Source organism: Arthrobacter sp. Soil782, assembly GCF_001428435.1.
Lineage (GTDB): Bacteria > Actinomycetota > Actinomycetes > Actinomycetales > Micrococcaceae > Arthrobacter_D > Arthrobacter_D parietis.
In genome coordinates, this window is record NZ_LMSO01000009.1 from 18467 (window position 1) to 30989 (window position 12523).

Genomic DNA, 12523 nt, shown 5'->3' on the forward strand with positions numbered 1-12523 from the left:
CGCCAGGCTCTTCCGCCCGGCGTTGAGTTGTCAGGACACACCCCTTTTGGCTCTCCATAAGGGGTGTGTCCTGCACATTCAACGCGGGGATTCAACACGGGGTCAGCGCCGCTGCACGGCTCCGTGGCGCTCAGCTGCGAGGTGTACTGCCTGGTCGCGGGCGGCGCTCGCCTCATCTGCGGTCAGGGTGCGGTCGGTGGCGCGGAAGCGAAGACCGAAGGCGAGTGACTTCCTGCCGTCGCCAATCCCCTGTCCTGAGTACACATCGAACAGGTGCACCTCCTCCAGCAGTTCACCGGCGCCTTCGCGCAGCGTGGCGAGAACCTCATCGGCCGGCAGACCCGCGTCCACCACAAGGGCTACGTCCTGCGTGGTCGCGGGGAAGGTCGAGAGATGCCGGGCCACGATGACGTCCGGCGCGGCGTCGAACAGCAGGTCTGCGTTGATTTCCAGTGCAACCGTGCGCGGCGGCAGGTCCTGCGCGGCGACCAGCTTCGGATGCAGTTCTCCCGCGTAGCCGAGCTCCTCACCGCTGCGCAGACTGATGCGTGCGGTGCGTCCGGGATGGAAGGCCCGGTGCTCACCCTGTTCAATCACGAGGTCGACGCCGACGACGTCAGCCATCAACCGGACGGTGTCGAGGGCGTCCGCCCAGTCCCAGGCACGCGGAGAGTGGCCGGCTGCAGCCGGTGAGTCCTTGCCGAAGAACACGGCGGCGATAGTCAGCGGCTGCAGCGGGAGGCCGTTGTACAGCGTCTCGAGCGTCGCGTCGTCGGGCAGGGCTCCGAGCGGCGGGATGGTTGCGGTGCCGAGGGTCTCCTGCGGCAGGAACACCAAACCGGCCTCGAAGAGCGCCAGATCGCGGAAGCCGCGCGAGGAGTTCCGCTTGGCCACCTCGATCAGGCCGGGAAGGATGGAGCGCCGCAGGTAGCCGAATTCGGCACTCAACGGGTTGGCCAGCTTGACGGCGGGCCCCGTTCCCTCCGCTGCGCCGAACGTGTCGTTGGCCTCCATTGAAACAAAGGGATAGGACAGCACTTCGGTCAGCCCTGCGCCGGCGAGCGCAGCCAGAACGCGGCGCCGCTGCTGCTGGGTGCGCGTGAGGCCGCGCCCGGGAGGAGCGACCGGCAGCCGGGACGGGATCTGGTCGTAGCCCACCAACCGGGCAATTTCCTCGGCGAGGTCGTCTTTGATGGTCAGGTCCTGACGCCAGCTGGGGGCGGTAACCTGCCAGCCGCCGTCGTACTCCGCCACATCAGCACCGAGGTCGGTGAGTGCACCGACCACCTGTTCCGGCGCGAAATCCATACCGATCCGTTCCGAGGCATAGCCTGCCGGCAGGTCGATCAGGATGGGTTGGGGCGCGGTTCCGACGTCGGTGATCGATTCATCGGCGGTACCGCCGGCAAGCCTCACGAGCAGGTCCACGACGCGCTGGGCCGCGACATCGGCAACGTTCCAATCCACCCCACGCTCGAAGCGCTTGGACGCCTCCGACGGCAGCTTGTGGCGGCGGCGTGCGCGGGCGATTGACACCTCGTCGAAGTGTGCGGACTCCACGAGAACCTCCGTGGTGGAGTTCGAGACCTCCGTGGCCGCTCCGCCCATGACGCCGGCGATGCCGATGGCGCCCGAAGCGTCAGTAATGAGGAGATCCTCAGGGTGCAGCTCACGCTTGCGGTCATCGAGGGTCACGATGGTTTCGCCGGCGTTGGCCCGGCGCACCACAACGTCACCGGTGAGTTTGGCGACGTCGTAGCAGTGCGTCGGCTGGCCGAGCTCGAGCATGACGTAGTTCGAAATGTCGACCGGCAGCGAGATGGATCGGATGCCCGCCAGGCGTAGCCGGGAGACCATCCACTGCGGCGTCGGCCGGGTGGCATCCACCCCGCGCACCACGCGGGCCACGAAACGGTCGCAGCCGGCATTCCCGTAAATGGGAGCCTGGTCTTCCAGCCGCACAGGGTACCCTGCGCCGTCCGCCGGATCGACGACGACGGCGGCAGCCGGGTCGGTGAACGCCGACCCCGTGGCGTGGGCGTACTCACGCGCGATCCCCCGGATCGAGAAGCAGTAGCTGCGGTCGGGGGTCACATTGATTTCGGCCGCCTGGTCATAGAGTCCCAATAACTCCATGGCATCCGATCCGACCTCCGGGTCCAGCCCGAGAGTGGACAACACAAGGATGCCGTCGTGGTCCTCACCGATACCCAGTTCACGAACGGAAGCAATCATCCCGGCAGACACATGGCCGTAGGTCTTGCGTGCGGCAATGCGGAAATCGCCGGGAAGCACGGCGCCGGGAAGGGTGACCACCACCTTGTCACCTTCGACGAAGTTGTGTGCGCCGCACACAATTCCCTGCACGCCGGACGGATCGATACCGTCCGCGGTCAGGGTCTGCTCAGCGCCCTCGGGCACCACACGGACCTGGCACCAGTTGATGGTCTTACCGTTGGTCTGCGGCTCTTTCTCGACCGAGAGCACCTGTCCCACCACGATCGGCCCGGAAAGGGTATCGGTGGGACGATGGACGGCCTCTTCCTCCAGGCCGACCTTCACCAGTTCGGCCATGACGTCTTCGGCGGATGCCTCGCCAGGAACCTGTGCGTACTCACGCAGCCAGGACAGTGGTACTCGCACGGTTAGATCTCCATCCCGAAGTGCTCGCTGAAACGTACGTCGCCCTCAATCATGTCCCGCATGTCGCCTACCTCGTTGCGGAACATGAGGGTGCGCTCGATGCCCATGCCGAACGCGAATCCCGAGTACACGTCAGGATCGATACCTGCGGCTCGGAGCACGTTCGGGTGCACCATGCCACAACCGCCCCACTCAATCCACTGGGGGCCGCCCTTGGCACCCGGGTGCCAGATATCCAGCTCGGCCGAGGGTTCGGTGAAGGGGAAGTAGTTGGGGCGCAGGCGGATGCCGGCATCATCGCCGAACATGAGCCGAGCGAAGTGTTCGAGCGTTCCGCGCAGGTCCGCCATGCTCAGGCCCTTGTCGATGGCCAGGCCCTCGAACTGGTGGAACACGGGAGTGTGGGTGGCGTCCAGCTCGTCCGTGCGGAACACCTTGCCGGGGCACAGGACATAGATGGGAACCTCGCGCTCGAGCATCGCTCGCACCTGTACCGGTGAAGTGTGGGTGCGCATCACCAGGTGCGCCTCGGGCGGCTCAACGAAGAAGGTGTCCTGCATTTCGCGCGCAGGGTGATCTGGTTTGAAATTCAACGCGTCGAAGTTGAACCATTCGGATTCAACCTCGGGCCCTTCGGCGATTTCCCAACCCATGCCGACGAAGATGTCGCTGACCCGCTCCTGGAGGATGGACAGCGGATGCCGGGCACCAGCACGACGACGGCGCGGAGCAGCGGTCACGTCGACCGCCTCCTCCACGAGGATGCGCGCGTCGCGCTCAGCTTCCAGCTCGGTTACCCGGGCGGAGAGTGCCTGGTTGATGCGTCCGCGGGCGGGGCCGATGTTCTTTCCGGCGGCAGCCTTCTGGTCTTTCGCGAGCGAGCCGATCTGCCGGTTCGCGAGGCTCATCGGCGACTTCTCGCCTGTGTGGGCAAGCCGTACCGATTTGAGCTCGTCGAGGTTCCCTGCGGCGGCGATCTCGCCGAGCGCGCGGTCAACCGCGGCCGCGATGGCGTCGGCGTCCAGGGGATCCGGGGCGGCGGCGGTGTCCGGTGCGTCCGCGGGTGTGGTGGGTTCAGACATGAGTGTGCTTTTACCTTGGTGTCGTGAGCGCGATGGGTGCCGGCGGCACTGTTGATCCAGTACTCCGGCGGCCTTGCCAGTCTAAAGGACCGTTGGCAGGTGCCCCGAATGCCCCCAACCACGGCCGGGCATGTCCTGCACCATATCCTTAGACTTGGGCCTATGCATCGCCGCGACCGCCTGCGCTCGGTACTCAACTGGATGAACGGATCTACGCTGCTCGGCCTGGCCGCCGCGAAGCTGGTGGGCTGCGAGCTCCGCTCCGCTTCCCGCGGCCTCATCTTCGCGCACCGCTACTCCCCTGGGCTACCGAAGGCGTCTGCGTTCACCGTGGGAAACGTTGTGCTGTTCCGTGCGGGACCGGAAGTGGTGGCCCTCAGACCGCAGCTCGTCGAACATGAAGCACGCCACTGCACGCAGTACGCATTCTGCCTCGGTCTGCCGTTCCTGCCGGCCTACTTCCTTGCCGCGGGGGTGTCCTGGCTCCTCACTGGTGATCCGGCGTCGCGCAATGTCTTCGAACGCGGGGCCGGTCTCCAGGAGGGCGGCTACGTGGAGCGCCCGCTGCGCGCCGCGCTGACCCGGCGTGTCAGTGCTCCGCGCCGGCTGCGATCCTCAGATCCGCTCCGGCGTCGGCACTCGTCCGGGCAATAACAACCAGCGCGCGACCCATCTCCGCGATCGGCATCCCGGATGCGCCGTGAGCCTGGGCCTGCTCGGTCGAGAACGGCACATGGATGAAGCCGCCGCGCGGCGCACTGTCACCGCGGGCCAGTAGATCCATGAGCCCGTAGAAGACGTGGTTACAGACATACGTGCCGGCCGTCTGGGACACCGCCGCGGGCAGCCCGGCCTCCACCAGCGACCGCAGGCTCCGCTTGAGCGGAAGAGTGCTGAAGTAAGCCGCTGGCCCGCCGGCGCGCACGGCATCGTCCACCGGCTGGTTGCCCGCATTATCCGGAATCCGGGCATCATCGACATTGATCGCAATCCGCTCGAGGGAGATTTCCGACCGGCCTCCCGCCTGCCCCACGCACAGCACCAGCCGCGGCTGGTGGACGCGAACGGCATCAGTCAGCACATCGATGCTCGCGCCGAAGACACAGGGCAACCGAACCGCAACCGCGGCCTCGCCTTCGTCCGCCAGGATGGCTGCGGCCTGCTGGGCCGCCTCCCAGGAGGGATTGACGGTTTCGCCGCCGAAGGGCTCAAAGCCGGTGAGCAGGATCATCCAACCAGACTAACCCCGTGGCCTTCCGCAATTCGATGGGAACGTGTGTTCTAATAAAAGCATGCGATGGGATGCGCAAAAGATGACGACGACGGTGGCCGCCGCCGGAGAGCCGGAACCGCTGGTGCCGCTCGCCGGGCTCGTGCGGTCCGTTAGAACCCCCGAGTTCGCGGGCATCACCTTCCACGAGGTGCTTGCCAAATCGGCGCTGAACCGCGTCCCGGCAAGTTCGGGAATGCCCTTCTCGTGGACTGTCAACCCCTACCGTGGGTGTTCGCATGCGTGCGTTTACTGCTTCGCGCGCAAGACCCACAGCTACCTCAACCTGGACACAGGTCTTGACTTCGATTCGGAAGTCGTGGTCAAGACCAACGTCGCCGAGGTCCTCCGGCGCGAGGTAGCCAAACCCTCCTGGAACTGCGAACACGTGGCGATGGGCACCAACACCGATCCCTACCAGCGGGCCGAAGGACGGTACCGGTTGATGCCGGGCATCGTCCGTGCGCTCGCAGACAGCGGTACACCGTTTTCCATTCTCACCAAGGGGACGCTGCTCAGCCGGGACCTTCCGCTACTCAAGCAAGCCGGCACCCGGGTCAGCCTCGGCATGGGAATCTCGCTTGCGGTGCTCGATCCCGAGCTTGCCCACACGGTGGAACCGGGAACTCCCACCCCGCGCGCTCGCCTTGACCTGATCACCCGATTGCGGGATGCGGGTCTGCCCTGCGGCGTCATGGCCATGCCTATCCTGCCGTGGCTGACCGACAGCGATGAAGCCCTGGACGCCTTGTTCGCAGCCCTTGCTGCGGCAGGCGCCACGGGTGTGTCCGCCGGAGCACTGCACCTGCGTCCGGGAGCCCGTGAATGGTACATGGAATGGCTGGCCAGAAAGCATCCCGCTCTGGTCGGACGCTACCGGCGGCTCTATGGCGGAGGCACTTATGCCTCCGGTGAATACCGCACCTGGCTCTCGAAACGCGTGCAGGTGCACCGGCGTCGTCATGGGTTGGCTGCCGGGGCACGCTTCTTTCGGGAGGAAGCGGGAGCAGGTGGGCACGCGCCGTCGTCGTCGGCATCGCCCGGGCGGGAGGTGTCAGCAGACGAGCCCACACTCTTCTGAGTCCGGCTTCCCTCTTCTTCTCCTAAGTGAGATCTTCGACCGGAACCACAGTCTTGAGCAGAGCATCGACAATGGGACGGTCCGCAGGGATCCACGGAAGATCCCGGAGCTCGCCGGTATCCCTGAGACTGACCCAGCGGAGTTCGTCGTGGTCCTGCAGTGCGGCCGGTATGCCGGCGGTGATGACCGCCAGCCACACCCGCATTCCTGCTGAGGCATTCAGCGGCCAGCCGTCGGGATCAGGGCCGACGAGTTCAGCCCCGACCTGCACGTCCACGCCCAACTCTTCGCGCACTTCACGCTGGACCGCCTCCAAGTCATCTTCGTCCGGCTCAACCTTGCCGCCGGGGAACTCCCACTGCCCGGCGAACTGCTCCGGAGCGCTTCTGCGCGCTGCGAGCAGTTTGGACGGTGCAGTGAGCGAATCAACAATGGCGGCGCCGACAACTTGTGTGCGCTGAGTATCGGTCATCCAGCCAGTCTAGGGGCGCAGAACGACGGCTTAGAAGATGGCGTTGATTCCGTTCCAGCCTGAGCCGAGGGGACTGCGCGAAAGGAAGCCGGACCTGCCGTTGCCCGGGTACAGCCAGAGTGCACCGCTCGAATCACGTGCGGCGATGTCAGCAATTCGGTCACCGTTGAGGTCACCCGTTCCGATGATCGCGGTCATCGAGTTCCAGCCATGCCCGGCACGGACCCGTGGCAACCATCCGCCCGCACCGTTACCCGGGTAGAGCCAAAGGATGCCCGCGGCATCGCGTGCGAGGACGTCGCTGGTCCGGTCGCCGCTGAAATCGCCCGGCGCGATGATCGCGGTTATCGAGTTCCATCCACTTCCCACGAGGACGCGCGGCAGCCAACCACCGGAACCATTCCCCCTATACAGCCACAACGCACCCGTGGCCCGTTCGCGTGCAAGCAGGTCCACCCGCTGATCGCCGTCGAAATCCCCAGGTGCAGTGATGCTGCTCATTCCATTCCAGCCATGGCCCACCTGTACACGCGGCAACCAGCCGCCGGTGCCGTTCCCCCTGTAGAGCCACAGCACCCCGGTAGCTGCTTCGCGACCGATCACATCTGCGGGGCCGTCGCCGTTGAAGTCGCCGAGTGTCTCCAGCGCGTTGAAGATTCCCCAGCCATTGCCGATCTGGATTCCGGAGTTCAAACGCCCGGCACCGGTTCCCGCATACAGTCTCAGCTCGCCGGTCGCGCCGACGCGGGCCAGAATGTCATTACGCCAGTCCCCGTTGAACTCGGCGGTGGAGCCGGTCAGTGTAGAGGCCGGGATGGGCAGCGCAGTGAAGTTATACGGTTCGCACGTGCGGTCATAGTCACGGACATCGTCATACCACTGGGAAATGTAGACACGGCCGGCGGAGAAGCTGGGTGGAAAGCACCTGTCGAGTGCTTCGGTCGGGTAATCCAGCCTGCCTGCCGTAGCCCAGACAGGTACGCCCGTCAACCGCCATTGGCCAACGATTTCCTGCCAACCGGCGGTGTAGGAGTAGAAACCATAGGCGAATCCAGCGTCACGCAATCCGCGCATGAGCCCTTCGACGACGTATCTGTTGTCCAACCGCTGGGCGGCGGTTGCAGCCGGCCAGGGTTGGGCAGGGCGCGGTTCAACATCGATCCACACCACCGGCGGACGGAATCCGATCCGAGTGAGGCTCTGAACGGCGAAGCGGGCCTCCGAATAGCCCACGTTGGAAAGCCGCCCGGCGTGTGTTGTGGACGACCACGGCCCCTGCCCGCCGTAGGTGGTGAGCTGGGCCGCAGTCGGGTAGGTGGCCATGGCGTAGCCGTGGGCCGGCTTGGCGTTGGTGCGCGCCCAGGCTACCTGGTCTGCGAGGCACGGGTTCTCGGTGAAGGCAAGCCCGCGGGTCAGGCCGATGATGACAAACTGGGATGCCGGCGGCGGAAGAGGCAGCCCGAAGCCGCCCTGCGCCGTCGAACACTGTGGCCAGGAAACGTCATGACCGAAAAGGGGCGCCGCGTGAGCCGCGGGAACGGTAGCTCCCAGCATGCCCACAATGAGGCTGAACGTCAGAAGGCAGGTGGTCATCAGCCGGTGGACAGCCGAAGGCGGCGCAGGCGACCCGTAGTCAGATGATCTCCGGAACGAATACTGAGACGTTCCGGGAGAAATTGCTGGTTCAGGGGATGATCCATCCATGGCTCCGCGCTCCTCGTGCCGGTCCAATTTTAGAGCCGTTTGCCGTACTTTTCACCGCCCGGTACGGGATCTTTTTGGCATCGATCCAATCTCGGACCCGTAAAGTGGAAGGTGAAAGAAGTCCCTGCTCAACGATGCGCGGCCACATAACCGGCGCCGCTTAGGCGCTTCCCGTCGTCGAAATGAGTCCCGTGCCTGCAATGCCCGCCGAACGACCAACGCACACCCTTGTCCTGGCGATTCTCGCCCTGGCGGTGGGTGGCTTCGGGATCGGCACTACCGAGTTCGCCATCATGGGGCTGCTGCCCAACATGGTGGATGACCTCGGCGTGGATATCCCTGCGGGCGGGCACGTCATTTCGGCGTACGCGCTCGGCGTCGTCGTTGGTGCTCCCCTGCTCTCAACTCTCGGTGCCCGGCTCCCGCACAAGCGGGTAGCGCTGGCACTGATGGCCCTCTTCACCGTAGGAAACCTCTCCTCCTACATTGCCCACGACTACGGGTGGCTCCTGGTCTCCCGATTCATCTCCGGCTTGCCCCACGGGGCCTTCTTCGGAGTAGCCGCGGTCATCGCGGCATCACTGTCCTCGCCGACGCGGCGTGCCCACGCTGTTGCGATGGTCATGATGGGACTGAGCATTGCCAACGTTGTGGGAGTGCCTTTTGCGACCTGGCTCGGGCAGCAGTTCGGGTGGCGGACCATGTTCATCCTCGTAGGGTTCATCGGCTTCCTCACGCTGCTCCTGATCGCCCGCTTTGTACCCCATCAGAACGTGCGCGACGGCGCGAGCATCACCCGGGAGCTGGGGGCACTGAAACGGGGACAGGTCTGGATGACCCTGCTGATCGGCACGGTCGGTTTCGGCGGATTCTTCGCTGTGTACACCTACATTGCACCGACCATGACGGAAGTGGCCGGTGTCTCCGAAGCTGTGCTGCCGATCGTCGTCGCGCTCTATGGTCTTGGCATGGTCGCAGGCAACGTCGTAGGCGGGCGGCTCGCCGATATCTCCGTATTGGGGACCATCTACTGGGTGATGGGAAGCATCTCGGTGTGCCTTCTGCTTTTCGCCGTGGCGGTGCAGTGGGCACCGACAGCCCTGCTGTTCGTCTTCCTCGTCGGGGCGATCGGATCGGCTCTGATCCCCTCGCTGCAGGTGCGCCTGATGGATGTCTCCCCGGACGCGCCGTCGCTGGCGTCTTCCATGAACCACGCGGCGCTCAATACGGCAAATGCGTTGGGCGCGTTTCTCGGCGGCGCGGTGATCGCGCTCGGCTGGGGCTACACGGCACCGGCCCTGGTGGGTGCTGTGCTTGCGGCCTTCGGTCTGGGAGTGGCGTTGATCAGCGGTCGGATGGACCGCGCCGCCACGGCTCCGGAGAAGCCCTTTCTCGCCGCCGCCCGATGAGCTTTTGGCCGCCTCCCGCGGACCCGACGGAAGGAAGCCGTCTAACCGCGCTGAGCCCGGGCGGACGCGTAGAGGCACACAGTTGCTGCGGTGCCGACATTCAGGCTCTCAGCGCTGCCGTAAATGGGTACTGACACCCGGTGGCCGGCTGCCTCCAATACTTCCGGCGCCAATCCCTGCGCCTCGTTGCCGAAAAACCAGGCTGTGGGGGCCTCCAGTAACGGCTTCCGTGCGTCCTGCTCATTTACACTCAGGGACGACGGCGCCAGCCGCCTGGCCGCACTCGCGTCCTGAAGCTCGTCCAGGTTCCAGTCGCCGTAGCCGTCGGCCGCCAGCACCGTAACGGAACGACCGGCAAGCGCTGTCAGCAGGTCCCGGGTATCGACGCCGACCACCACGGGCAGATGGAAGAGGGAACCCACAGTCGACCGGACGGTCTTCGGGTTGTAGACGTCCACGCTTCCGCTGGTTAAAACCACAGCGTCAGCGCCGGCGGAGTCGGCGGCACGGAGGATAGTCCCGGCATTTCCGGGATCACGAACCTCCACCAGGACGGCAATCAGCCGCGGACTGCGCTCAAGCACTGACGCCAGCGACGAGTCGATGAAACGGCAGACTGCGAGGGCACCCTGCGGCGTGACGGTTGAGCTCATAGCCGCAAGCACCTCGGCCGTCACCATCCGCGGCGGAACCACAGCACCGAACTCCGGGTAGCGCGCCAGGGTCTCAGCGGTCAGATACACGTCCTCCACGACGCCGGCTCCCCCGGCCAGACGGCGGGCCTCGTGGAGGCGCAACGCTTCGCGTACAGCCTGCGGACCTTCGGCGAGGAAGGATTCCTGCCGCTGACGCGCCGAACGCCCCGCAAGCTTCGCTACCTCCCGGACCCGATCTGATCGGGGATTGGTCAGTAGCTGTGCCTGGGGGCGTTCGGATGTATTCATGGATTATTTCAACCGGCTCACGGAACCGGCTGGGTGCGCTGCCTAGGCGTGGACCGGCGCAGAGGTGTCGGACGGCAGTGCGTCCTTGGCGATCTGCACGAGGGCCGCGAACGCGTTGGCGTCAGTTACGGCGAGGTCTGCGAGCATGCGGCGGTCCACCTCAATGCCGGCAGCCTTCAAGCCCTGGATGAGGCGGTTGTACGTGAGGCCATTGGCACGGGACGCAGCGTTGATGCGCTGGATCCAGAGCCGACGGAAGTCGCCCTTGCGCTTGCGGCGATCGCCGTAGCTGTAGACGAACGAGTGGAGCAGCTGCTCCTTTGCCTTGCGGTACAGGCGCGAACGCTGCCCCCGGTAGCCTTTGGCGCGCTCAAGAATAACCCGACGCTTCTTGTGGGCATTGACTGCCCGCTTCACACGTGCCACGTGCGTACTCCTTAGATAGATCGTCCGAACAGAGGTTCCGTGGGCGGCAGTACAGCCGCCTGCGAGGGTGTCCGGAAGTGATAGGGGGTGTGTTAGACGCCGAGCATCTTTTTGATGACCTTGGTGTCAGCCTTGGACACGATCTGGTCGCTGGCCAGACGGCGCGTCAACGTGGAGGGCTTGTGCTCCAGGTAGTGACGACGGTTGGCCTGCTGGCGCTTGAGCTTTCCGCTGCCGGTCAGCTTGAAGCGCTTTTTGGCGCCACTGTGGGTCTTCATCTTCGGCATGGAAACCGATCTCCTTTGGTCTCCGCCGGCACTTTGCCGGCGGCTCTTGCGATCTCCGCAGCGGACTGCGGTGCTTACGTATTGCCTTGCTGCCTGGTGGGCAACCGACTCCTAGTTGGAGCCGGACGGCTTCGATCGGCTTGGCGTTCCCTTTGCCGGGGCGGCCTTGCCGGTTGGTTTTGGTGCAGCCGACGCAGGCCTGGGCTTCGGCGTTGCTGCAGGTTTGGGCGCGGCAGCAGGCTTCGGCGTTGCGGCAGCAGCGGCAGGCTTGGGCGCTGCAGCCGGAGCGGCAGCCTGCTTCGGTGCGGCTTCCTTCGGCGCGGCCTGCTTGGGCGCAGCTTCCTTCGGTGCGGCTTCCTTCGGTGCAGCCTGCTTCGGTGCAGCCTGCTTCGGTGCAGCTTTCTTCGGTGCTTCCTCTACCTGCGTGGCCTGAGCAGCCTTCGGCGCATCAGTAGCAGGCGCATCAACAGCAGACGCTGCGGTCTCAGGTACTGCCGTCACAGGTGCCGGGCTCTCAGCCACAGGAGCCTCAGCCACAGGAGCCTCCGCCACAGGAGTCTCAGACGCCGAAGCTGATCCTGCCGTACGCAGTTCCTCGGGCAGCAAGTCTCCGATGCTCTGCGTCATCGGTGCGGAGCCAGAGGTGTCAACCTTGTCCCTCGACGAATCATTGGCAGCCTTTGACTCGGCGCGCTGGGCAGCACGGCGTGCTTCAGCCTTGGCTTCGGCTTTGTTCTTTACCGGGCCGATAACCATCACCATGTTGCGACCGTCAATGCGGGGGGTGGACTCAACCACGCCGACCTCGGACACATCCTCAGCAAACTTCTGCAGGAGGCGGATGCCCATCTCGGGACGCTGCTGCTCGCGACCGCGGAACTGGATCATGGCCTTGACCTTGTCTCCGGCACCGAGGAAGCGGATAGCGTGGCCCCGCTTGGTCTCGTAATCGTGGGTATCGATCTTCAGGCGGAACCGGATTTCCTTCAGCACGGTGTTCGTCTGGTTCTTGCGCGCTTCACGCGCCTTCACCGCGGCTTCGTACTTGTACTTACCGAAGTCCATGAGCTTGGCAACGGGAGGCTTTGCCTGAGGTGCCACCTCAACAAGATCAAGGTCGGACTCAGCAGCGAGGCGGAGGGCGTCTTCGATGCGGACGATTCCAACCTGTTCGCCGGCAGGGCCTACCAACCGCACCTCTGGGA

Annotated in this window: 12 protein-coding genes; 3 read left to right on the forward strand and 9 right to left on the reverse strand. The window is 65.1% G+C overall.

The window, feature by feature from the left end:
* Positions 1-102 precede the first annotated feature (102 nt).
* The gene (gene pheT / locus ASH00_RS10820) at positions 103-2643 is read right to left on the reverse strand and encodes a phenylalanine--tRNA ligase subunit beta (RefSeq protein WP_056548416.1); all 2541 of its coding nucleotides are present in this window, start codon (positions 2641-2643) and stop codon (positions 103-105) included.
* Positions 2644-2645: 2 nt separating this feature from the next.
* Positions 2646-3725, reverse strand: a complete 1080-nt coding sequence (pheS, locus tag ASH00_RS10825) for a phenylalanine--tRNA ligase subunit alpha (protein ID WP_056548417.1) — start codon at positions 3723-3725, stop codon at positions 2646-2648.
* 162 nt (positions 3726-3887) lie between these two features.
* On the opposite strand from pheS, the gene ASH00_RS10830 reads away from it, so the two are divergent.
* Positions 3888-4379: a hypothetical protein gene (locus ASH00_RS10830; RefSeq protein ID WP_056548418.1), complete on the forward strand. Its 492-nt coding sequence runs from the start codon at positions 3888-3890 to the stop codon at positions 4377-4379.
* Here ASH00_RS10830 and pcp read toward each other — a convergent pair.
* Positions 4315-4956, reverse strand: a complete 642-nt coding sequence (gene pcp, locus ASH00_RS10835; protein WP_056548421.1) for a pyroglutamyl-peptidase I — start codon at positions 4954-4956, stop codon at positions 4315-4317. The genes ASH00_RS10830 and pcp overlap by 65 nt on opposite strands.
* Positions 4957-5017: 61 nt before the next feature.
* Between pcp and ASH00_RS10840 the strand changes: the two genes are divergently transcribed.
* On the forward strand, positions 5018-6076 hold the full coding sequence (locus ASH00_RS10840; RefSeq protein WP_056548422.1) for an Rv2578c family radical SAM protein: 1059 nt from the start codon (positions 5018-5020) through the stop codon (positions 6074-6076).
* A gap of 22 nt (positions 6077-6098) precedes the next feature.
* Here the strand turns inward: ASH00_RS10840 and ASH00_RS10845 are convergent, their stop codons facing one another.
* On the reverse strand, positions 6099-6548 hold the full coding sequence (locus tag ASH00_RS10845; RefSeq protein WP_056548423.1) for a (deoxy)nucleoside triphosphate pyrophosphohydrolase: 450 nt from the start codon (positions 6546-6548) through the stop codon (positions 6099-6101).
* 30 nt (positions 6549-6578) lie between these two features.
* Positions 6579-8141 (reverse strand): FG-GAP-like repeat-containing protein, encoded by a 1563-nt coding sequence (locus ASH00_RS10850; RefSeq protein ID WP_056549188.1) that lies wholly within the window; start codon positions 8139-8141, stop codon positions 6579-6581.
* Between the two features lie 293 nt (positions 8142-8434).
* On the opposite strand from ASH00_RS10850, the gene ASH00_RS10855 reads away from it, so the two are divergent.
* Positions 8435-9661, forward strand: coding sequence for an MFS transporter (locus tag ASH00_RS10855; protein ID WP_056548425.1), 1227 nt, complete (start codon positions 8435-8437; stop codon positions 9659-9661).
* A gap of 41 nt (positions 9662-9702) precedes the next feature.
* Here the strand turns inward: ASH00_RS10855 and ASH00_RS10860 are convergent, their stop codons facing one another.
* The 4 genes from ASH00_RS10860 to infC form a co-directional block, all read right to left on the reverse strand.
* On the reverse strand, positions 9703-10605 hold the full coding sequence (locus tag ASH00_RS10860; protein ID WP_056548427.1) for a TrmH family RNA methyltransferase: 903 nt from the start codon (positions 10603-10605) through the stop codon (positions 9703-9705).
* A gap of 42 nt (positions 10606-10647) precedes the next feature.
* Positions 10648-11031 carry a 50S ribosomal protein L20 gene (gene rplT, locus ASH00_RS10865; protein WP_056548429.1) on the reverse strand — a complete coding sequence of 128 codons (384 nt, stop codon included), beginning with the start codon at positions 11029-11031 and terminating at the stop codon, positions 10648-10650.
* 92 nt (positions 11032-11123) lie between these two features.
* Positions 11124-11318: a 50S ribosomal protein L35 gene (gene rpmI, locus ASH00_RS10870; protein WP_026545492.1), complete on the reverse strand. Its 195-nt coding sequence runs from the start codon at positions 11316-11318 to the stop codon at positions 11124-11126.
* 111 nt (positions 11319-11429) lie between these two features.
* A complete protein-coding gene (gene infC / locus ASH00_RS10875) occupies positions 11430-12515 on the reverse strand; it encodes a translation initiation factor IF-3 (protein WP_056549190.1) in 1086 nt (361 codons plus the stop codon).
* Positions 12516-12523: the final 8 nt, after the last annotated feature.